Below are 20,648 nucleotides of genomic sequence, written 5' to 3'. Positions count from 1 at the left end.
CGGCTTGGGGCGTCGGGTTCGCGTTGGGGCGCGGGTGCCCGCGCCCCAACGGATTTCCGGCGCCCCAAGTCGACCGCGGGAGTGGGCGGGACGGGGCTTTCGGGCGTAACGTGACGGCCCACCCATAGCCGGGCACGCAAGAATGGCCTGATGGACTGGCAGAGCTCTGAGGACACCTATCCGGCGATGCCGGTGACGGAGGCCGACGCGCGGATGCTGCTAGGCCGACCGCCCGCCACCGGCGCTTGGCGCGACGGCGACCCCGTCGGCGACCGTCGTTTCGCCGCGTTCGGGCCCTTCCGCACCGAGGGCGGAGCAGAGCTGCCCAGCTTCCGCCTCGCCTTCGAGAGTTGGGGTGAGCTGAACGCAGCGCGCGACAATGCCGTGCTGATCCTGCACGCCCTGACCGGCGACAGCCACGTCCGAGGACCCGCGGGGCCCGGCCATCCGACCGACGGCTGGTGGTCCGACATCGTCGGCCCCGGTGCCGCGATCGACACCGACCGCTGGTTCGTCGTCGCACCCAACATGCTGGGCGGATGCCAGGGCTCGACCGGACCCGCGAGCATCGCACCCGACGGGTACGAGTGGGCGGAGCGATTCCCCTACGTCACGATCCGCGACCAGGTCGCCGCGCAGGCGCAGCTCGCCGACGAGCTCGGCATCGAAGCCTGGGCCGGCGTTGTCGGAGGCTCGATGGGCGGGATGCACGCGCTCGAATGGGCGGCGGGGCATCCGGATCGCGTCGCGCGCGCGGCGATCATCGCGGCTCCCCCGCTCACCACGGCCGATCAGATCGCGCTCAACTCGGTACAGCTCGACGCGATCGCGATCGACCCGCGATTCCAGCGCGGGGAATATTACGACGCGGGCGACGGGGACGGTCCTCACCGCGGACTCGCCCTCGCTCGACGCATGGCGCTGCTGAACTACCGCAGCCCCACCGAGCTCAACCAGCGCTTCCAGCGGTCGTGGCAGTCGGGCGTGAGCCCGCTCGGTCACGGCGGCCGCTTCGCCGTGGAGTCCTACCTCGACTTCCACGGCAACCGTTTCACGCGGCGCTTCGACGCGAACAGCTACATCCGCCTCGTCGAGGCGATGAACTCCCACGACGTGGGTCGCGATCGCGGTGGCGTCGAACAGGCGTTGGCACAGGTCACGGCGCGCACGCTCGTGCTGGGTATCGACAGCGACCGGCTGTTCCCCGTCGAGGGACAGGAGCGGATCGCCCGGGCCATCCCGAACACGCTCGACGGCAACTCCCCTACCGTCATCACGAGCGACTACGGGCACGACGGCTTCCTCATCGAAACCCACGTCGTCGGTACGCACCTCCGGCGCCTGCTCGAGGATTAGCGGCGCAGGCAGCGGCGCGCCTACCGAAGCTGAGCGAAACCTTCCGCGGAACGCGTCTTGCCCACCACGAGAATCGTGTCTCCCGCGCGCAGAACCGTCTGGTTGTCGGCGTTGTCCCACACATCGTCGTGTTGGTAGGCGGCAATTGTCACGCCGTGCGACTTGCGGAGGCCCGTCGAGCCGAGCGGAACATCCTGAATCGAGGCCGGCACGGGAGCCTTGACCATCGCGTAGCCCGGCGCGATCTCGATGAAATCGAGCGCCGCTCCGCGGACGAGGTGCGCCACGCGACGCCCCATGTCTTTCTCGGGATAGATCACCTTGTGCACCCCGAGCTGCTCCAGGATCAGCCCGTGCTCATCGTTGACGGCCTTGGCCCAGATCACCGGGATGTTCATGTTGAGCAGCACGGAACAGGTCAGGATGGATGCCGAAATGTTGCCGCCGATCGACACGACGACGCGGTCGAACTCGTCGATCGCGAGCTGATGTAGCACCTCACGCTTGGTCGAGTCGGCGCGGACGACCTGCGTGAGCTCGCCGTTGAGGGACTGGACGATGTCTTCGTCGAGGTCGATGCCGAGCACCTCGGTTCCGGATGCCATGAGCTCGAGCGCGAGCGATCGCCCGAACCTGCCGAGCCCGATCACGGCCACCGAGTCAGCCTCGGCGATGCGCCGCGATCGTTCGCTGGCGCCGAACTGCGGGAACTTAGCCAATGGCCGGCCTTTCTTTCGGAAGTTCGTACAGGATCCGTCGCTCGCGGAGCGCGAGGGCCGAACCGAGGGTGAGTGGGCCGATGCGTCCGAGGAACATCAGGATGACCAGGACTATCTGGGCGCTCTCGGGAAGCGCAGCGGTGATGCCCGTCGACATCCCGACGGTCGCGAAGGCCGAGATCGTCTCGAAGAGCGACTTGTCGAGATTCTCGCCGCTCAGGAACATGATGAGCGCGGTGCCCGCGATCACGGCGCCGACGGCCATGAGCACGACTGTGATCGCCTGGCGGTGGACCGCGCGCGACAGACGCTTGCCGAAGATGTTGACCGCGCCCTCACCACGCAGCTCTGTCACGAGGATGAAGAACAGCACGGCGAACGTCGTCACCTTGATGCCGCCCGCGGTTCCCGCGGGGCCGCCGCCGATGAACATCAAGACGTCGATGCCCAGCCAGGTCTCGTCGCGCATGGCGCCCACGTCGACCGAGTTGAAGCCCGCGGTCCTGGTCTGCACGGACTGGAAGAAGCCGGCGAGAACCCGCGACCACGGGTCGAGCCGGCCGAGGGTCGCCGGATTGCTCCACTCGATCGCGGTGATGTATACCGTTCCCGCCACGAGCAGGACGGCAGTCACCGCCAGTACGAGGTTGGTGTTCATCGACCAGTGCAGCGGGCGCCGGAACTCGCGGCGGAGCTGCATGATCACGGGGAACCCGAGCCCACCCAGGATGATCGCGGCACCGATCGGCAGGCAGATGAACGGATCGCTCACGAAGCCCATGAGGCTGTCGCTGTACAGCGCGAACCCGGCATTGTTGAACGCCGAGATCGCGTGGAACAGGGCGAACCAGGCGGCTTCGCCCACGGTATAGCCGTAGCCGAGCAGAAAGCGCAGAAACAGGAGGACGAACGCGCAGGCCTCGATGATCACCGAGATCAGCACGATGCGGCGAACGAGCCCGCGGACGTCGTCCAAACCGAGGGATTTCGCCTCGGCTGCGGTGTTCAGCCGCGACCGCACCGACATTTTGCGGGCCAGTACGACGCCGATCAGGGCCGCGAAGATCATGATGCCCAGCCCGCCGAGTTGGATCAGCGCCAGAATGACGACCTGCCCGAAGCCCGTCCAGAACACCGGGGTGTCGACGACGACCAGCCCGGTGACGCACACGGCGCTCGTCGCGGTGAAGAGCGCCTCGACGAAGCTCGCCCCGCCCGGCCCGACCTTGGCGATCGGGAGCATGAGCAGAGCTGTGCCTGCGGCGATTGCCGCGGCGAACCCGAGCACGACGGCCTGGGCGGGTTGCAGGTGATGGCGTGATATTCCCTTTTGCCGGTCCCGCCCCGCTGTCCGACCGCGCGCTGCCGCCGCGGCGGGCGTCCTCTTCCTCACCGCAGAACTGTACTCCTCGTTGCGGGTTCCGGAAGTGTTCGGCGGGCGCTCGGAGCGGATCGGGACTCGAGCGCGAACGCGACAACGGCGATACCGACACCGAGTGCCGCGAGTGCAGCACCCACCCATGACGGCATGACGAAGCCCCACCCGAGCGCGATCACAACACCACCGAGCGCCGCGCCGAGGCTGTTGCCGATGTTGAGGGCCGAGTGATTGAGTGCAGCGGCGATCGCCTGGTTGTCGCCCGCGACATCCATGAGTCGCGTTTGAATCGCCGGGCTGGTGACCGCGGATGCGACCCCGATGAGGAAGATGAAGACGATGAGCGGCACGATGTACGCGGCGGTCGCTGCCAGGAGCGCCTGAACCACCACGAGCACGGCAAGACCCCCGATGAGGGTTGCGCGGAGGTTCTTGTCGGCCAGCACCCCGCCGAGGAGGTTGCCGACAGTCATCCCGATCCCCATCACGACGAGCACGATCGGTACCACCCAGAGCGGACTGCCCGAGATCTCGGTGACCAAGGGCGAGATGTAGCTGTAGACCGCGAAGAAGCCGCCGAATCCGATGGCACCGATCGCCAGCGTCACCCATACCTGGCCGATTCGGAACACACCCAGCTCGGCGCGGAAAGTGCGTCCCGCATCCCCCGCGTGAGCGGGCACGAACACCCAGACCATGACGGTGGCTGCCGCGAAGATCGCAGCCACGACGAGGAAGGCCAGCCGCCAGCCGCTCGCCTGACCGAGGAACGTGCCGACCGGCACCCCGACGACGTTGGCGACCGTCAGGCCCATCAGGACGATCGCGACGCCCTTCGCACGCTTGCCGGGTCCCAGCACGTCGGCGGCGATGAGAGCACCCATGCCGAAGAACGCGCCGTGTGGCAGACCCGCGCCGAAGCGTGACAGAGCGACGAGCTCAAAGGTCGGGGCGATGACCGTGAGGACGGTGAACAGGGTGAGGGCGGCGGCCAGAGCCACGATCACGCGGTTGCGCGGAAAACGGGCGACAATTCCGGAGATCGTGGGTGCCCCGACGACAACACCCAGCGCATAGAGCGAGATCAGCCATCCGGCTTGGGCGATCGCGTCGTCGGGCGAACTCGCCCAGACCGTCGGGAGCAGATCATGTGCGATCTCGGGAAGCAGACCCATGATGACGAACTCGGTCATACCGATGCCGAAGCTGCCGACCGCGAGCGAGATGAGAGCCCAGGTCGCAACCCGTCGGGTCGGGACGCGTGAGCGACCGATATCGGAAGGCGCTGCGGATGTCACCGAGCGATACTACCCCGCCATTCGAAACGATTCGGACGAGCCCCCTGCGCAAAAGAACCCGCGAAACGGATGCCTCGGCTAGGCGCCGGCCGATTCGTCGAGCGCCCGCTCCAGCCGCTCGATCTTGCCGTCGATCTCGCCGGAGTAACCCGGGCGGATGTCGGCCTTGAGCACCAGCGACACCCGTGAGCCGAACGGCATCACAGCCTCGGTCGCCCGACGCACCACATCGAAGACCTCATCCCACTCCCCCTCGATCTCGGTGAACATCGAGCTCGTGCGATGGCGCAGACCGGACTCGCGCACCACGCGCACCGCCGCGGCGACCGCGTCGTGGACCGAACCATCCGCGGCGGCGCCGGAGTCCGTCGGGCCACTGGGGGCGCCGCTGGGGGCTACCGAGAAGGCGATGAGCATGATTCTCCCGAGGATCAGCGAGCGGACGTGAAACGGCGAGGGTCGCGCTTGCGCGCGCTGATCGTCGCCGCGGAGCGGGTCGGCACCCGAACGAGCGCCGCAACGATGATGACAAGCAGAACGATCGTGATGATGTTCCGGGCGGTGAGCAGAGCGACGGGCACGGGCTGCGTGTTCAGCACCCCGCCGTAGACGATCGGGTAGACGACCTGCGTCAACGCGGCGCTGACCAGCGACAACGCGGCCACCGTGGTCGCGCGCGTTCGATCCCAGACGATCCAGAATACGAGCGGTGCGATCAGCCAGGTCTGGAACTGGGGCGAGCCGACCTTGTTGAACACGATCAACACGAGAACCAAGGCGAGCGCAAGGGGCGGCAGCAGACGCACGTATGACGCGCCGCACCACACCTTGTATGCGCCCAGCCCGGCGATGCCCGCCACCGCAACCGCCAGCAGGGGTGTCATCACGGCGATCACGATATCGACGCTGGGACCCGTCACCTGGTAGGTCAGGACGTCGGTGTCATAGAAGGCGAACGAGCCCGCAACCCCCGCGACGGCCTGCCAGAGGTAGAAGGTGCTGACGGGCGCCTCGAGCTGCAAGCCACGCCCGGTCTGCTCGTCGATGAAGTCGAGGGCGTGGGCCCATCCGCCGAGCACGATGATCCCAACGAGCACGAGAGCGGTGACGAGCGCGGCGGAACCGATCACCGTCAGCCGGCGACGAAGGACGACGACCGCCGCGGCGATGAGCGCGGCCGGCCAGATCTTGATCCACGTCCCGACCGCCAGCAGCGCCGTCGCCACGGCCGGACGGGCCGCGAGCCACTGCAGACCCGCAACGGCCAACGGCACGGTGACGGCATCGATCCGATACATCCCGATCGGGCCGAGCAGCAGCGCATACGCCAGCCAGAACCAGGCGGCAGAGACGCGGGCGCGAGACCGGGCGCGTCCGATGAGCAGGGCGAAGGCGATCGCGTTCAGTGCCGTCACGAGGATCGACCACGCGATGATGTAGCCGCCGAGCCACGCCAGGGCACGCGCGAGGATCATGGGCACGAGTGCGAGCTGCGGATACACGAACGGAGTCGTGATACCAACGATCTCGCGTCCATCGACCGCGGCGTCGGCCCACGGTTCGTACACGAGGTAGACATCGCCCATGGGCTGGTTCGGGAGCACCCATCCGAGGACCGCGACACTCAGATGCACAACGGCGAAGGCGACCCACAAGACAGTGCGGTGCTTCATCCACTCCCGCCACAGCCCACCCGACACCCGCTCATCCTAAGCGCGCGTTCCGAGCTCTCCCGCCCCGCCCCTGGAGGATGCGCGAAGCGTTACGCCGTGAGTCGTGCCCATACCGTCGGGATCGCCTCTGCCACCTCCAGGGCGACGAGCGGATGTCCCCGCCCGGCCCTGCCATCGAGATCGGAGTCGAGATCGGAGTCGCGATCGGAGTCGCGCTCCGGGTCGCGGCCGCTGGGCCCCATCCCCGAGGCGATCCGGCCCGCAGCTCCATGCAGCCACGCCGCGGAGGCTGCGAGCGGCCCGAGGATCTCGGGGTCGGCGATCACCGCCGAGCTGCGCGCCGCGACGAGTGCGCCCACAACACCGGCCAGCACGTCGCCCGTACCCGCGGTCGACAGCCAGGGCGCCCCGGATTCGACCAACCCCAGCCATCCGCCCGGTGTCGCAACCCACGTGCGCGCACCCTTGAGCAGCACCGTTGCCCCTGTCTCGGCCGCGGTGTCGCGCGCGGCGGATGCGTCATCCGACCACTCGCGAGAGAGCCCGAGGTTCCGCCGCAGGCGGGCGAGTTCTCCCCGATGCGGGGTCAGCACGCGCGGCGCCGTCGCGCCCGCGAAGCCGAGCGCCCCCGCGTCGACGACGACCGGTTCCGCACCGTGCAGAATGTCAGCGAACCCCGCGCCCTCCTCCGTGTCGGCGTCATCGTCCGCGTCACCGTCGGCGTCGCCGACCGGCATTCCCGAACCGATCACCCACGCTTGAACACGTCCCGACCCACGCACGGTCTCGGGACGACGCGCCAGGACCATGGATGCCGCAGCGTCCGGTCCGATGTAGCGCACCATCCCGGCGCCCGCACGCCATGCGGCCTCGACCCCGAGCACCGCCGCGCCCGGGTACCGGGCCGAGCCCGTTCGCATTCCGACGACGCCGCGGGAATACTTGTCGTCGTTGTCCGTTGGCCTCTGCAGGTGCGCGGCCGTCTCGGCTGCAGTCCACGGCGACGGATACGACATCCCCACACGTTACCGCCGCGCCATCTCTCCGAGGAGCCCCTGTGAGCCTGCTGTTCCAGCCCATGACCATCCGCGCGACCGAGATCGCGAACCGGCTGTGGGTCGCCCCCATGTGCATGTACAGCGCGGAAGAGGGCGTGCCGAACGACTGGCACCACGTTCATCTCGCTCAGTTCGCGTCCGGCGGCGCAGGCCTGATCGTCGCGGAGGCGACCGCCGTCATGGCCGAGGGTCGCATCTCGCCGCGTGACACGGGCATCTGGACGGACGAGCAGCGGGATGCATGGGCCCCGATCGTCGCGTCGATCCACGGCCGCGGGGCGGTGGCGGGTATTCAGCTCGCCCACGCCGGCCGCAAGGCATCGACCTGGTGGCCGTTCGCCGGCCGAGGGCACGGCAGCGTGGGTCTCGACGAGGGCGGCTGGACGACTTTCGCTCCCTCGGCCATCGCTTACCGCGGATACGCCGAACCCCGCGAACTGGATGCGGCCGGCATCGAAGCCATCGTCGACGGGTTCGTTTCGGCGGCGCGTCGTTCGATCGAGGCCGGGTTCGACATCCTCGAGATTCACGCCGCTCACGGGTACCTCCTGCACGAGTTCCTCTCGCCGCTCAGCAACCAGCGCACGGACGAGTACGGCGGAAGCCTTGAGAATCGGTCCCGCCTGTTGCTCCGCATCGTCGCCGCCGTACGTGCTGAGGTCGGCGACGCGGTGCCCCTGTTCGTGAGGTTCTCGGGCACGGATGCGACCGAGGGTGGCTGGGGCGTCGAAGAAACAGCGACCGTATCGGTGTGGGCCGCCGAGGCGGGCGCCGACTTGTTCGACATCTCGAGCGGCGGACTGGTCGCGCACCAGCAGATCGTGACGGGGCCCGGGTACCAGGTTCCTCTCGCGGCGCACGTGCGTCGCGAAACCGGGTTGCTCGTGAGCGCAGTCGGCTCGATCACCGAGGGTTCGCAGGCGGAAGAGATCCTGCAGCAGGGCGACGCAGATGCGATCTTCGCGGCCCGGGAATGGCTTCGCGACCCGCACTTCGGACTGCGCGCCGCGGTCGAACTCGGCGAGAGCGTCGACCTCTGGCCTGCGCAGTACGCCCGGGCGGCGCTCATCCCGGCGCGATCGGCCTGACCCCAGGCCAGACCGGCGGGCCAGCCCGAACGGAGTTCACCCCAGGTCGTCGACGAACGCGCGCAGCTCGCGGGCGAACAGCTCGGGTTGCTCCCACGGTCCGAAATGGCCCCCGCGCGGCATCCTCGTCCACCGACGCACGTCGAAGAATCTCTCGGCATAAACACGCGGTGCCGGATTGATGTCTTTCGGGAAGATCGCGAATCCGGCAGGAACGGGCGCCGCACCGGTTGTACCCGTCGGGTGCAGCGCCGAGTCGCGATAGTAGCGTGCCGCCGAGGCGGCGGTAGCTGTCACCCAGTACAGAGTGATGTCATCCAACAGCTCGTCGGGGGTGAACACGCTGAAAACGTCACCGCCGTTGTCGCTCCAGGCACGGAACTTTTCGAGGTACCACGCCGCGAGAGCGATCGGTGAGTCGGTGAGGGCGTACGCGAGCGTCTGTGGTTTTGTGCGCTGCAAGAGCGCGTAGGCACCTTCTCTCTGGCTCCACTCGGCCATCGAGTCGGCCCACGCCGTCTCGTCGTCATCGAGAGATGCCGGATCGAGGGTGTATCGGTGCCAGAAAGGCACATCGCCGAGATGCACTCCAATCACATGATCCGCATGACGGTGCGCGATCGTCTCCGCGATCGTGCTGCCGACGTCACCGCCGTGCACGACGTAGCGGTCGAAGCCGAGCTCCGACATCGTGGCGGCCAGCAGGTCCGCGACGCGAGCGGCGCCCGAGCCCGGCTCCGTCGGTCGGTCCGAGAACCCGAAGCCGGGAATGCTCGGCACGACGATGTCGAACCTGTCGGCGAGCAGCGGCAGCGCCTTTTCGAACCGCACGAACGAGTCGGGCCACCCGTGCACGAGCAGAAGCGGGGTCATTCCCGGCGTTCCCGCACGGATCGCGTGCACCGCGGGGCTTCCGACCCGCACGTGTTCGAGAGCGTTCAACCGCGCCTCGGTTGCGCGCCAGTCGTAGCCGTTCGTCCACCGACCGACGAGCGTCCGCAACGCCGTCGGGTCCGTTCCCCACGACCAGTCATCATCGGCGACCGAATCCGGCCATCGGGTGCGCGCCAGACGATCGGCGAGGTCATCCAGGACGGTCTGCGGGATGTCAATACGGAACGGGGTCATGCGGCCCACGCTAGACCCCGCCACCGACTCGACTCGTACCACCGCGAACGGCGCACCCACGAGGGCCGCTCAACGCCGACGTGTCGCGTCCCGCACCTCTCCGACGAGCTCTTCGATGATGTCCTCGAGGAACAGCACACCGGTCGTTTCGCCCCTCTGGTCGCGCACCCGCGCGAGGTGGCGACCCGTGCGACGCATGGTCGCGAGTGCGTCCTCGAGGTCCGTCGTCTCTTGCACCGGAACCATGTGGTGGATCCGCTTGGCGGGCACGGGTTTATCGAGTCGCTCATCCGGGACATCCGCCGACCGCAGGACGTCTTTCAGATGCACGTAGCCCACCGGCTCGCCCGCGGCATCAACGATCACGTAGCGCGAGAACCCGTGCACCGCGACGGCACGCTCGATCTGCGCCGGCGTCGTCGTCTCGGGCAGGGTTACGAGCTGATCCAAGCGCACCGCGATGTCGCGCGCCTTCTTGTCGGTGAACTCCATCGCCGCGGCGAGCGCACCCGACGAGTCATCCAGAACACCCTCGCTGGTCGACTGACTCACGATCGTCGCGACCTCGTCGAGGGTGAAGGTCGATGCGGCCTCGTTCTTCGGCTCGACGCGGAACAGGCGCAGCACCGCGTTCGCGATCCAGTTGAGGGTTGCGATGACGGGGTGAAACACCTTGGAGACCCAGACGAGCGGCGTGGCGAGGATGAGCACGGCGCGGTCGGGGATCGAGAACGCGAGGTTCTTGGGGATCATCTCCCCGAAAACCACGTGCAAGTACGACACGATCAGCAGCGCGACGACGAATGCGACGACGTCGACGACGGCTTCCGACAGCCCGGTCAGCCCGAACGGCACCGCGAGCAGGTGGTGGATCGCCGGTTCCGAGACGTTCAGGATGAGCAGCGAACAAATCGTGATGCCGAGCTGCGAAGTGGCGAGCATGAGCGTCGCGTGCTCCATCGCGTACAGCGCGGTCTTCGCGGCGCGGGAACCCTTCTCGGCGAGCGGCTCGATCTGCGAGCGTCGAGCCGAGATGACGGCGAACTCGGCGCCGACGAAGAACGCGTTGAACGCCAGAAGGACGACCAACCAGACGATTCCTACCCAATCGCTCACGAGGCACCCCCGTTCCTCGTCGCGGCGCCGCGACGATTCGGTTCAGTCCCGCGGCCCCGCAAAATGCGCTCGGCTCCCGTGAGTTGCGACGGCTCGTTGTCGAGACCATCGGCCTCGTTGGGGCGAGGTGTGTAGCGGATGCGGTCGACGCGTCGCCCGTCCATCCGCTGAACGCTGAGCACACCGGCATCCGTCTCGACCGTGTCACCCGTCGAGGGAATGCGCTCGAGGCGGCTCATGATGAATCCCCCGATCGTGTCGTAGACCTCACCCTCGGGCACGCGGATGCCCGTGCGGTCCTGCAGCTCGTCCGGTCGCCAGTTGCCGGGGAACGTCACCGAATCTTTGCCGCGGACAAGTCCCGCGCGGCTGCGGTCGTGCTCATCCGACACCTCGCCGACGATCTCTTCGACGAGGTCCTCGAGGGTAACGACACCGGCTGTTCCGCCGTACTCGTCGACGACGATCGCGAGCTGGTAGCCGCGGGCACGAAGCTCGGCGATCAGAACGTCGAGGTGGACGGTTTCGGGGACGCGCAGGGGTTCCGTCGCGAGGGCAGCGGCCGGGACATCCGCTCGTTTCTCGCGCGGGACGCTGACGGCCGCCTTCAGATGCACGACGCCCAGGATGTCGTCCAGCGAGTCGCCGATGACGGGGAAGCGGCTGTGGCCCGTGCGACGCGCGAGCTGGATGACGTCGTCGGCGGAGTCGTCACGCGCAACGACGTGCATGCTCGGGCGAGGGGTCATGACGTCGTCGGCCGTGAGTCGCGCGAAGAGGAGGGTGCGGTTCAGGAGCGACGCGGTGTCCTGCTCGAGGAGGCCGGCGCTCGCCGAACGACGGACGAGCGAGGAGAGTTCCTCAGCGGTCCGGGCGCCGGATAACTCTTCTTTGGGTTCGATGCCGATGGCACGCAGAACGCCGTTGGCCGAGCCGTTCAGCAGCACGATCGCGGGACGGAACACCATGGTGAATGCCACCTGAAACGGCAACACGAGCTTCGCGGTCTGCCGCGGAAGGGCCAGAGCGAAGTTCTTGGGCACGAGCTCGCCGAGGATCATCGAGAAGATCGTCGCGACCGAGATGGCGACGATGACCGCGATCGGCGAGACCGCCGCTTCGGGCAGTCCCCATCCCGTGAGCACGGGGCGCAACAGACTCGAAAGCGCGGGCTCCATGGTGTAACCCGTGAGGAGCGTCGTGAGCGTGATGCCCAACTGCGCGCTCGATAGATGAGTCGACGTGATCTTCAGGGCGCCGATCGTCAACGACAGGCGGGTCTCACCGCGCTCGCGGCGCGCTTCGAGATCAGCGCGATCCAGATTGACGAGGGCGAACTCGCTGGCCACGAAAAGGCCGGTGCCCACGATGAGCAGAAGCCCCACCCCCAGCATGACCAACTCGTACGTCACGCGTCGACCCTCGCGGGTTCGATCGGGCGGTGGGGCGAGCGTCTACAACTGGGGGGGTCGTCCATCGTGGGGTCGAGTTTACCCGAGGACCGCGGACTCGCTCTCGCTGAGTCCACGGCCTTCCGACGGCTTCGGTCGCTTCGGGTGGCTTCGGCTCACTTCGGCTCCCTTCGAGTCACGGCGGCCCACAGCGGCTCACTTCGGCCCACGGCAGCGCCAGCCCGCGACATCCGAACCCCACGACGGCGCCAGTTCCCGACATCCGCGCCACCGATCGACTTAGCGGATGCCGCAAACTGGCGCCATCGTGTGGCTCCGGACGGATCCGGGTGAATCCGCGGCCGGGGCGCCAACACGGGCGACGGCTCCTCCCCCGATCGGGCCCCGCGGGAACACTCCCCGAAACGGGGCAAGAGTCGCCCGAGAGTACCTCGCAGCGGCACGATCAGCGTCGTGACAGATACCCAACCGCTCCCCTTGGACATCATCCGACGCGCAGACCGTGACGAGCCACTCGATGACCGCACGCTTCGAAAGCTCGTCGCCGCCGGGGCATGGACCCGAGTGGCACCGGGTGCTTTCGTGCGCACATCTGAGTGGCGCGCGCAGACCCCGCTCGTGCGGCACCGCGCGCGAGTGCACGAGGTCGCGCGGCGGATGCGTGGACCCGCCGTCCTCTCGCACTTCGCGGCCGCAGCGCTGCACGGCATCGATGTCCTCGGGTCGTGGCCGCATCTGATCGACGTGACCGTGCCGCGCACCACCGGCGGACGCTCGAGCGGGAACATCCGTCGGCGCACACGCGCTCCCGGCGAGACCGAACCCGAAACGGTCGCCTGGGGTCAGCATCGCATCACGTCCCCACGACAGACCGCGCTCGATCTCACGCGGATCCTTCCGTTCGTGGACGGCGTCGCGGTCGTTGACCAGGCGATCCGTCAGCACCGCCAGGGCGGCGCACTCACCACGCGCGCCGAGATCGAACTGCTGTGGGATGCGGGGCATCGGCACCGGGGAAACCCCCGCGCCTACCGCGCGATCTCGTTCGCCAGTCCTCTGGCCGCGAACGTCAGGGAATCGCAGAGCCGCGTCCTGCTCGCCCGGCTCGGGTTCCCCACACCGCGGCTGCAGGAGCGGCGGGTGTTGCGCTCGGGGCGTCTGGTGTTCGGTGATTTTTACTTTCCGAACCACGACCACTGGGCCGAGCTCGATGGGCGCGGCAAGTACCGCAGCCCGGACTTCGGCGCGGACCGCGACCCCGCTGAGATCGTGATCGACGAGAAGAATCGCGAGAACGAGATTCGCCGCGAGGTGCGCGGGTTCAGCCGCTGGGAGCCCTTCGACGCCGACCACCCGCGACGCCTGTACGACATCTTGACCACGGACGGACTGCCCAGTTCTCTGCCTCGTCCGTGAGGGGTATCCCCGGCCCGACGAGTTTCACACCACGACGGCTACAGTTCGCGACATCCGCTGCGTTGATCGGTGGCGCGGATGCCGCGAACAGGCGCCATCGCGTGACCGGATGCGTTGAACAGGCGCGACCCGTCACGACGAACGGGCGGAAGTCCGAGCTCACCAGCTGACGGGGAGTGCCTTGCCCTCTTCGTAGCCCGCGGCGGACTGCAGACCGACGAGGGCCCGGGCGTGGAACTCCGCGATCGTCGCAGCGCCGGCGTAGGTGAAGGACGACCGCACACCCGACGTGATCATGTCGAGCAGGTCTTCGAGTCCGGGACGGAGCGGGTCCAGGTAGATCTTCGACGACGAGATGCCTTCCGCGAAGAGCTCCTTACGCGCGAGCTCGTACGGGTCGAGGCGTCCGAACCGGTCGTGTACGGCCTTCGTCGACGCCATCCCCCACGACTCCTTGAAGACGCGCCCATCGGCATCCGTGAGCAACTCGCCCGGCGCCTCGATCGTGCCGGCGAACCACGAGCCGATCATGACGGATGCAGCCCCCGCCGCCAGTGCGAGCGCAACGTCCCGCGGGTAACGCACTCCCCCGTCCGCCCACACGTGCGCCCCCATGATGCGAGCGGCCTCGGCGGTCTCGAGCACAGCCGAGAACTGCGGACGCCCAACCGCCGTCATCATGCGCGTGGTGCACATTGCACCGGGCCCGACACCTACTTTCAGAATCGACGCGCCGGCTGTCACGAGGTCGTGCACACCCTCGGCCGTGACGACGTTGCCGGCCGCGATCGGGATGTCGAGGCCGAGCTCGGCCACCGTCCGGAGGGCCGCGAGCATTCCGTCCTGATGTCCGTGCGCCGTGTCCACGACGAGCACGTCGACTCCGGCGGCCGCGAGCGCCTTCGCCTTGGCCGCGACGTCGCCGTTGATGCCCACGGCCGCCGCGACAGCCAGACGGCCCGATGTGTCGACAGCCGGCCGATAGAGGGTCGAGCGCAGGGCGCTCCGGCGGCTCAGAGTGCCTACCAGGCGACCGTGCCGGAGAACGCAGACCACTTCGACACCCGCGGCGACAATTGTGTCGAAAGCCGCGCGGGCATCCTCGACGTCCTCCGCCTCGAGCGAGGGCGTGTCTCCCCGCGCGAGGTCTCCGAGCCGAGCGTCCGGTAGAGCGGTGGCCAGCCGCGACGCGGGAACGATTCCTCCGATATCCGCTACCGACACATTCTCGCCACCGTCAGCGACCACGATCCCGTGGCCGGGCGTTGCGGGCAGAATGCGCAGCGCCGACGCGACGGTCGCTTCCGGCGGCAGCACGAGCGCGGTGTCCCACAGCACCGGCTGACGCTTGACCCAGCGGATCGCGGCATCCAATTCCTGCAGCGGAATGTCCTGGGGCAGCACGCCCAGACCGCCTCGGCGCGCGAGCGTCGCGGCAAGGCGAGCGCCCGTCACCGAGTTCATGTTCGACGAGACGATCGGGATCGTCGCCGGGGTGCCATCGTGCGGCGCCAGCTCGACCTGCAGGCGACTGGTGACGGCCGAGTGCCGTGGCACCAGGAAGACATCCGAATAGGTCAGATCCACCATTGGCCGCTCACCCGAGAATTCCATAGCTCTACGCTAGCCACTCGCCCCCACTGAGTGGCTCGTGCGACGGCCTGTTCCGCGACGGGCTGAACGGATCTGGGATAGCCTAGATGTTCGTGCGCGTGGGCCACGAAGAGGCGCTGCGCGGCTACCTTCATTGACGGAAGAGGGCGATCCAGCGTGTCGAGCCAGGTCACAGGCGTCGGGACTTCGAACGAGGGAGAGTTCGGGGCCAACGAATGGCTCGTCGACGAGCTCTACGAACAGTTCAAGGTCGATAAGAACTCCGTCGACAAGGCGTGGTGGCCGACTCTGGAGGCGTACCACCCGGTCGATGTCGACGACGCGCCGGATGTCTCCACCGCTCCCGCGGCGCCGAGCACCGCCCCGTCAGCATCGAGCGCCGCTCCGCACAACCCGTCCGCGGAGTCGGCAAAACCCGCGGCATCCGAGCCGAAAAGCGAGCCGAGACCCATGACGGCACCGATACCTGTTATCGGCGCGCAGCCGGTTGCGCGCACGACGACGCGTCCGGCATCGCCGCAGCCGATCCCCGCGCAGGCGCCCGAGAAGCCCAAGGCGGCTCCGGCCCCCGAGCCTCTCGAGGAAGACACGATCACGCCGCTCCGCGGCATGCCGAAGACCCTCGCGGCGAACATGGACGAGTCCCTGACCGTCCCGACCGCCACGAGCGTCCGCACGATCCCGGCGAAGCTGATGATCGACAACCGCATCGTCATCAACAACCACATGTCCCGCACCCGCGGCGGCAAGGTCAGCTTCACGCACCTCATCGGCTGGGCGATCATCCAGGCGTTGAAGGACTTCCCGAGCCAGAACGTGTTCTACGCGGAGGTCGACGGCAAGCCGTCGGTCGTGGCACCCGCCCACATCAACCTGGGCATCGCGATCGACATCCCGAAGCCCGACGGCACCCGGGCGCTGCTCGTCCCGAGTATCAAGCGCGCCGAGTCGATGTCGTTCAACGAGTACCTTTCCGCCTATGAAGAGATCGTGTCGCGAGCACGCGGCAACAAGCTCACGGCCGCCGACTTCCAGGGCACGACCCTGTCGCTGACGAACCCCGGCGGCATCGGCACCGTGCACTCGGTTCCGCGGCTCATGCGCGGGCAGGGGTGCATCGTCGGTGCGGGCGCGCTCGAATACCCGGCCGAGTTCCAGGGTGCGAGCGAGAAGACACTCAACGAGCTCGCGATCGGCAAGACGATCACGCTGACGAGTACCTACGACCACCGCGTCATCCAGGGCGCCGGGTCGGGCGAGTTCCTGAAGAAGGTGCACGAGCGCCTCACCGGCCAACACCACTTCTACGACGACATCTTCGCGGCCCTCCGCATCCCGTACGCACCCATTCACTGGGCGGCGGACATCAATGTCGACATCGCCGAGCGGATCGACAAGCAGGCCCGCGTGCAGGAGCTGATCAACTCGTTCCGCGTACGCGGGCACCTGATGGCCGACATCGACCCGCTGCAGTACGAGCAGCGCACGCACCCCGACCTCGAGATCGAAGAGCACGGGCTGACGTTCTGGGACCTCGACCGCGAGTTCGTCACGGGCGGTTTCGGTGGCAAGCGGATGGCGAAGCTCCGAGACATCCTCGGTGTCCTGCGTGACTCGTACTGCCGCACGATCGGCCTGGAGTACATGCACATCCAGGACCCGGGCCAGCGGCGCTGGTTCCAGCAGAAGGTCGAGGTCAAGTACACCAAGCCGAACCACGACGAGCAGCTGCGCATCCTGTCGAAGCTCAACGAGGCCGAGGCTTTCGAGACCTTCCTGCAGACCAAGTACGTCGGCCAGAAGCGCTTCAGCCTGGAGGGCGGCGAGTCCCTCATCCCTTTGCTCGACGAGATCCTGCAGGGTGCCGCCGGCGCGGGACTCGACGGAGCGGCAATCGGGATGGCTCACCGCGGCCGCCTGAACGTGCTCACCAACATCGCGGGCAAGACCTACGGTCAGGTCTTCCGCGAGTTCGAAGGCAGCGTCGCGCTCGGTAACAAGCGCGGCTCGGGCGACGTGAAGTACCACCTCGGCACCGAGGGCACGTTCGTCGACGACCACGGGGTCGAACTCCCCATCTATCTCGCAGCGAACCCGTCACACCTCGAGACGGTCGACGGTGTGCTCGAGGGCATCGTCCGCGCCAAGCAGGACAGGAAGGCGATCGGCACGTACTCGTGGCTGTCGATCCTCGTGCACGGCGACGCGGCCTTCGCAGGCCAGGGCGTCGTCGTCGAGACGCTCCAGATGTCGCAGTTGCGGGGCTACCGCACGGGTGGAACGATCCACGTCGTCGTCAACAACCAGGTCGGCTTCACCACGCTCCCGCAGGACGGGCGCTCGTCGGTGTACGCCACGGATGTCGCGAAGACCATCCAGGCGCCGATCTTCCACGTCAACGGCGATGACCCGGAGGCCGTGACGCGCGTCGCGCAGCTGGCGTTCGAGTACCGCGAAGAGTTCCACCGCGACGTCGTGATCGACCTGGTCTGCTACCGGCGACGCGGTCACAACGAGGGCGATGACCCGTCGATGACGCAGCCGCTCATGACGAACCTGATCGAGGCCAAGCGTTCGGTCCGCCGCCTGTACACCGAGTCTCTCGTCGGTCGTGGTGACATCACCGAGGAAGAGTACGAAGAAGCCAAGCGCGACTTCCAGGATCGCCTCGAGATCGCCTTTGCCGAGACGCACGCCGCCGAGACCGGTTCGCACGGTGTCATCACGGATGCCGACGCCGAGGTCGAGGAACTGACCTGGGGCGACATCGAGACGACCGGGGTCGCGACCGACGTCGTGCACCTGATCGGCGATGCGTTCGTGAACAAGCCCGAGGGCTTCACGGTGCACTCGAAGCTGCAGCAGCTGCTCGACAAGCGCTACGACATGAGCCGCAACGGCACGATCGACTGGGGCTTCTCGGAGTTGCTCGCCTTCGGTTCGCTGCTACTCGAGGGCACGAACGTGCGCCTCGCCGGTCAGGACTCCCGCCGCGGCACCTTCGTGTCGCGGCACGCCGTGCTGCACGACCGCGCAAACGGTCAGGAATGGATCCCGCTGACGAACCTGAGCGACCGCCAGGGGCGCTTCTGGGTGTACGACTCGTTCCTCAGCGAGTACGCGACGATGGGCTTCGAATACGGCTATTCGGTCGAGCGGCCCGATGCGCTCGTGCTGTGGGAGGGACAGTTCGGCGACTTCGCCAACGGCGCCCAGTCCGTGATCGACGAGTTCATCACGTCGGCCGATCAGAAGTGGGGCCAGCAGTCGAGCGTCGTGCTGCTGCTGCCGCACGGGTACGAGGGTGCAGGCCCCGACCACTCGTCGGCCCGCATCGAGCGCTTCTTGCAGATGTGCGCGCAGGACAACATGACCGTCGCCCGGCCATCGACCCCCGCTTCGTACTTCCACCTGCTTCGCCGTCAGGCCTATGCGCGTCCCCGCCGCCCGCTCATCGTCTTCACCCCGAAGGCCATGTTGCGTCTGCGTGGCGCGACGAGCCCGGTAGAAGCCTTCACGAGCGGCCGTTTCGAACCGGTACTCGATGATGACCGCGGCATCGACAAGTCACAGGTCAAGAAGGTCCTGTTGCACGCCGGCAAGACGCACTGGGACCTGCGGGGCGAGCTCGATAAGAACCCCGATCCGTCAATAGCACTCGTGCGCCTGGAGCAGTTCTACCCGGCGCCGATCGACGAGCTGAACGCCGTCATCGCCGAGTACCCGGGTGCCGAGCTGGTGTGGGTGCAAGACGAGCCGGAGAACCAGGGCGCGTGGCCGTTCATCGCGCTCGAGGTCGTCAAGCACCTCACGGGCCGCACGATGAGCGTCGTTTCGCGCAGCGCCGCCGCCTCGCCCGCGACGGGTTCGCCGAAGGTCCACGCGATCGAGCACGCCGAGCTGATGAAGAAGGCCCTGGCGCCTCTCGCCTGACGCTTCGCCTCGCTCACCGACCGGGGGCTACCCGGTCGGTGAGCGAGGCGGGCGGGCTCGAATCGCCCCTCAGTACCAGATGCCGAGAGTCGGCGCCGTGTCGCCCGAGAAAGCCCGGTCCAACCCACGAACCGCGGCATCCTCGCCCGTGAGCTGACCGGCCGCGCGCAGCGTCACCGCGCGCACTCCCCCGAGGTAGAGCGCTGCAAGCGATGCGACGGGCATCGATACCTGTGGCGGAGCGGCTGTGGGCGTGACACGGGCCGCGCCGTCGGCCCCGACCTCGAGCATCCATGTCCCTTCGGCGAAGCCGAGCGGATCACTCACCGCAATGACATGGGTTCCCGCCGCGGTGTACCCGCGCGCCTCGAGGGCCGCGGGAACGTCGAGGATGCGCAACCATTCGTGATCATGGACGGATGCCGTGGCACCGCGCCGATCCGCGAGCAACCACGCGAGCGGCTCATCGACCGACCGCAGCGGTGCTCGAACGCGCGACACGAGATCGTGGCGGAGGACGAAACCCCAGAGTGCGCGGTACGCCTCGTCGCCATCGGCCAGGAGGTAGGTGATGTCGAGGGTGTGCCGCGCCATGTCGGCGGGGTCCTCGGTCAGGCGGTAGACAACGACACCGCGCACGACGCCCTCGGGATCGGCGTAGCGCACGACGCGGGTGCGGCCGGGTTCTTTGGAGCCCCCCGCGATCATCGCGAACTGTCGCCACCGGCCGGTCCAGCCATCCACATCACCCGGTCGCGTCACGCGAACGCGCTCGTGCAGGTCTTCCAGCAGCGCCACGGCCTCTTCCCGGCGGACGTAGTCGAACGATCCGGGCACATCGCCGCCCCGCCATCCGGCCCGGCGCGTGTCGATGTCCCACGTCGTCGCCTCGACCGCGGGGGCGAACCCGAAGCGGCCGTAGATCGTGGCCTCGGAGACGGTCAAACCCGCGACGGCCATCCCTGCGTCGCGGGCGGTACGCAGTTCGCCCTCGAGCATCGCGCGCGCGATGCCGCGGCGGCGTCGGGTCGGCGATACCGTCACGCCACTGATCGCCCAGAACGGCGTCACCCGATCACCGGGCACGGACAACTCCCCGACCCACGAGTTCACCGTCGCAACGGGAACGTCCCCATCGAGCCCGGCGTCGTCGTAGACACCGATGCGGCGACGGTACCCGATCGACTCCGCGAATTCGCGTGCTTCGTCATCCGTCGGCTCTTCGCCGAGAAATCCGCGCGCCTCCGCGGTGGAGTACGCGCGCAGCGCTTCGGGATCTTCCGGGTCGACCAGGCGGTACGACAGTGCGCGCTGCGCGAGTGCAGCCGCGGACGTTTCGTCAAGGGGAATGGTGCGGGCGTCTGTGCGTGCCATCCTTCGAGGCTACCCGCCGCCGCCAGCCCCCTCGAGTCGTCACAGAACGCGCGATAATTCGCTCAGATCGAGCAGTTCGTGACAG

Annotated in this window: 15 protein-coding genes; 4 read left to right on the top strand and 11 right to left on the bottom strand. The window is 67.9% G+C overall.

The window, feature by feature from the left end; all coding sequences use genetic code 11:
* Positions 1 to 150: 150 nt before the first annotated feature.
* Positions 151 to 1,356, top strand: coding sequence for a homoserine O-acetyltransferase MetX (metX, locus tag ACT9TC_RS14385; protein WP_458041140.1), 1,206 nt, complete (start codon positions 151 to 153; stop codon positions 1,354 to 1,356).
* Between the two features lie 20 nt (positions 1,357 to 1,376).
* Here metX and ACT9TC_RS14380 read toward each other — a convergent pair whose 3' ends face one another.
* The 6 genes from ACT9TC_RS14380 to ACT9TC_RS14355 form a co-directional block, all read right to left on the bottom strand.
* A complete protein-coding gene (locus ACT9TC_RS14380; protein ID WP_458041139.1) occupies positions 1,377 to 2,075 on the bottom strand; it encodes a potassium channel family protein in 699 nt (232 codons plus the stop codon).
* The gene (locus tag ACT9TC_RS14375) at positions 2,068 to 3,468 is read right to left on the bottom strand and encodes a TrkH family potassium uptake protein (protein WP_458041138.1); all 1,401 of its coding nucleotides are present in this window, start codon (positions 3,466 to 3,468) and stop codon (positions 2,068 to 2,070) included. Before ACT9TC_RS14375 ends, ACT9TC_RS14380 begins: the two co-directional genes overlap by 8 nt.
* Positions 3,465 to 4,646 (bottom strand): MFS transporter, encoded by a 1,182-nt coding sequence (locus ACT9TC_RS14370; RefSeq protein WP_458042944.1) that lies wholly within the window; start codon positions 4,644 to 4,646, stop codon positions 3,465 to 3,467. The genes ACT9TC_RS14375 and ACT9TC_RS14370 overlap by 4 nt, the downstream gene beginning before the upstream one ends.
* Positions 4,647 to 4,829: 183 nt before the next feature.
* Positions 4,830 to 5,168, bottom strand: coding sequence for a thiamine-binding protein (locus tag ACT9TC_RS14365; RefSeq protein WP_458041137.1), 339 nt, complete (start codon positions 5,166 to 5,168; stop codon positions 4,830 to 4,832).
* Positions 5,169 to 5,182: 14 nt separating this feature from the next.
* A complete protein-coding gene (locus ACT9TC_RS14360; protein ID WP_458041136.1) occupies positions 5,183 to 6,451 on the bottom strand; it encodes a hypothetical protein in 1,269 nt (422 codons plus the stop codon).
* 62 nt (positions 6,452 to 6,513) lie between these two features.
* Positions 6,514 to 7,440, bottom strand: coding sequence for an ADP-dependent NAD(P)H-hydrate dehydratase (locus ACT9TC_RS14355; RefSeq protein ID WP_458041135.1), 927 nt, complete (start codon positions 7,438 to 7,440; stop codon positions 6,514 to 6,516).
* A gap of 41 nt (positions 7,441 to 7,481) precedes the next feature.
* Between ACT9TC_RS14355 and ACT9TC_RS14350 the strand changes: the two genes are divergently transcribed.
* Entirely contained in the window at positions 7,482 to 8,570 is a 1,089-nt protein-coding gene (locus tag ACT9TC_RS14350; RefSeq protein ID WP_458041134.1) for an NADH:flavin oxidoreductase/NADH oxidase, read from the top strand.
* 36 nt (positions 8,571 to 8,606) lie between these two features.
* Here the strand turns inward: ACT9TC_RS14350 and ACT9TC_RS14345 are convergent, their stop codons facing one another.
* The 3 genes from ACT9TC_RS14345 to ACT9TC_RS14335 form a co-directional block, all read right to left on the bottom strand.
* Entirely contained in the window at positions 8,607 to 9,698 is a 1,092-nt protein-coding gene (locus tag ACT9TC_RS14345) for an epoxide hydrolase family protein (RefSeq protein ID WP_458041133.1), read from the bottom strand.
* Between the two features lie 69 nt (positions 9,699 to 9,767).
* A complete protein-coding gene (locus ACT9TC_RS14340; RefSeq protein ID WP_458041132.1) occupies positions 9,768 to 10,814 on the bottom strand; it encodes a hemolysin family protein in 1,047 nt (348 codons plus the stop codon).
* Entirely contained in the window at positions 10,811 to 12,208 is a 1,398-nt protein-coding gene (locus ACT9TC_RS14335; protein WP_458042943.1) for a hemolysin family protein, read from the bottom strand. The genes ACT9TC_RS14340 and ACT9TC_RS14335 overlap by 4 nt, the downstream gene beginning before the upstream one ends.
* Before the next feature lie 471 nt (positions 12,209 to 12,679).
* Between ACT9TC_RS14335 and ACT9TC_RS14330 the strand changes: the two genes are divergently transcribed.
* Positions 12,680 to 13,642: a hypothetical protein gene (locus ACT9TC_RS14330; RefSeq protein WP_458041131.1), complete on the top strand. Its 963-nt coding sequence runs from the start codon at positions 12,680 to 12,682 to the stop codon at positions 13,640 to 13,642.
* A 159-nt stretch (positions 13,643 to 13,801) separates the two neighbouring features.
* Here ACT9TC_RS14330 and guaB1 read toward each other — a convergent pair whose 3' ends face one another.
* Complete coding sequence (gene guaB1, locus ACT9TC_RS14325) at positions 13,802 to 15,256, bottom strand: GMP reductase (protein ID WP_458041130.1); 1,455 nt, start codon at positions 15,254 to 15,256, stop codon at positions 13,802 to 13,804.
* Positions 15,257 to 15,412: 156 nt separating this feature from the next.
* On the opposite strand from guaB1, the gene ACT9TC_RS14320 reads away from it, so the two are divergent.
* A complete protein-coding gene (locus ACT9TC_RS14320; RefSeq protein ID WP_458041129.1) occupies positions 15,413 to 19,189 on the top strand; it encodes a multifunctional oxoglutarate decarboxylase/oxoglutarate dehydrogenase thiamine pyrophosphate-binding subunit/dihydrolipoyllysine-residue succinyltransferase subunit in 3,777 nt (1,258 codons plus the stop codon).
* Between the two features lie 69 nt (positions 19,190 to 19,258).
* Here ACT9TC_RS14320 and ACT9TC_RS14315 read toward each other — a convergent pair whose 3' ends face one another.
* Positions 19,259 to 20,563, bottom strand: coding sequence for a GNAT family N-acetyltransferase (locus ACT9TC_RS14315; RefSeq protein WP_458041128.1), 1,305 nt, complete (start codon positions 20,561 to 20,563; stop codon positions 19,259 to 19,261).
* Between the last annotated feature and the right edge of the window lie 85 nt (positions 20,564 to 20,648).

This window comes from Microbacterium sp. HM-570, assembly GCF_054165885.1.
Note: the sequence above shows the minus strand (reverse complement) of the source record. Positions and strands in the feature narration are given on the sequence as shown.

Coding starts and splice junctions, on each gene's coding strand:
- metX (WP_458041140.1), top strand. CDS start 151: ATGGACTGGCAGAGCTCTGAGGACACCTATCCGGCGATGCCGGTGACG.
- ACT9TC_RS14370 (WP_458042944.1), bottom strand. CDS start 4,646: ATGACCGAGTTCGTCATCATGGGTCTGCTTCCCGAGATCGCACATGAT.
- ACT9TC_RS14365 (WP_458041137.1), bottom strand. CDS start 5,168: ATGCTCATCGCCTTCTCGGTAGCCCCCAGCGGCGCCCCCAGTGGCCCG.
- ACT9TC_RS14355 (WP_458041135.1), bottom strand. CDS start 7,440: ATGTCGTATCCGTCGCCGTGGACTGCAGCCGAGACGGCCGCGCACCTG.
- ACT9TC_RS14345 (WP_458041133.1), bottom strand. CDS start 9,698: ATGACCCCGTTCCGTATTGACATCCCGCAGACCGTCCTGGATGACCTC.
- ACT9TC_RS14335 (WP_458042943.1), bottom strand. CDS start 12,208: ATGCTGGGGGTGGGGCTTCTGCTCATCGTGGGCACCGGCCTTTTCGTG.
- guaB1 (WP_458041130.1), bottom strand. CDS start 15,256: ATGGAATTCTCGGGTGAGCGGCCAATGGTGGATCTGACCTATTCGGAT.
- ACT9TC_RS14315 (WP_458041128.1), bottom strand. CDS start 20,563: ATGGCACGCACAGACGCCCGCACCATTCCCCTTGACGAAACGTCCGCG.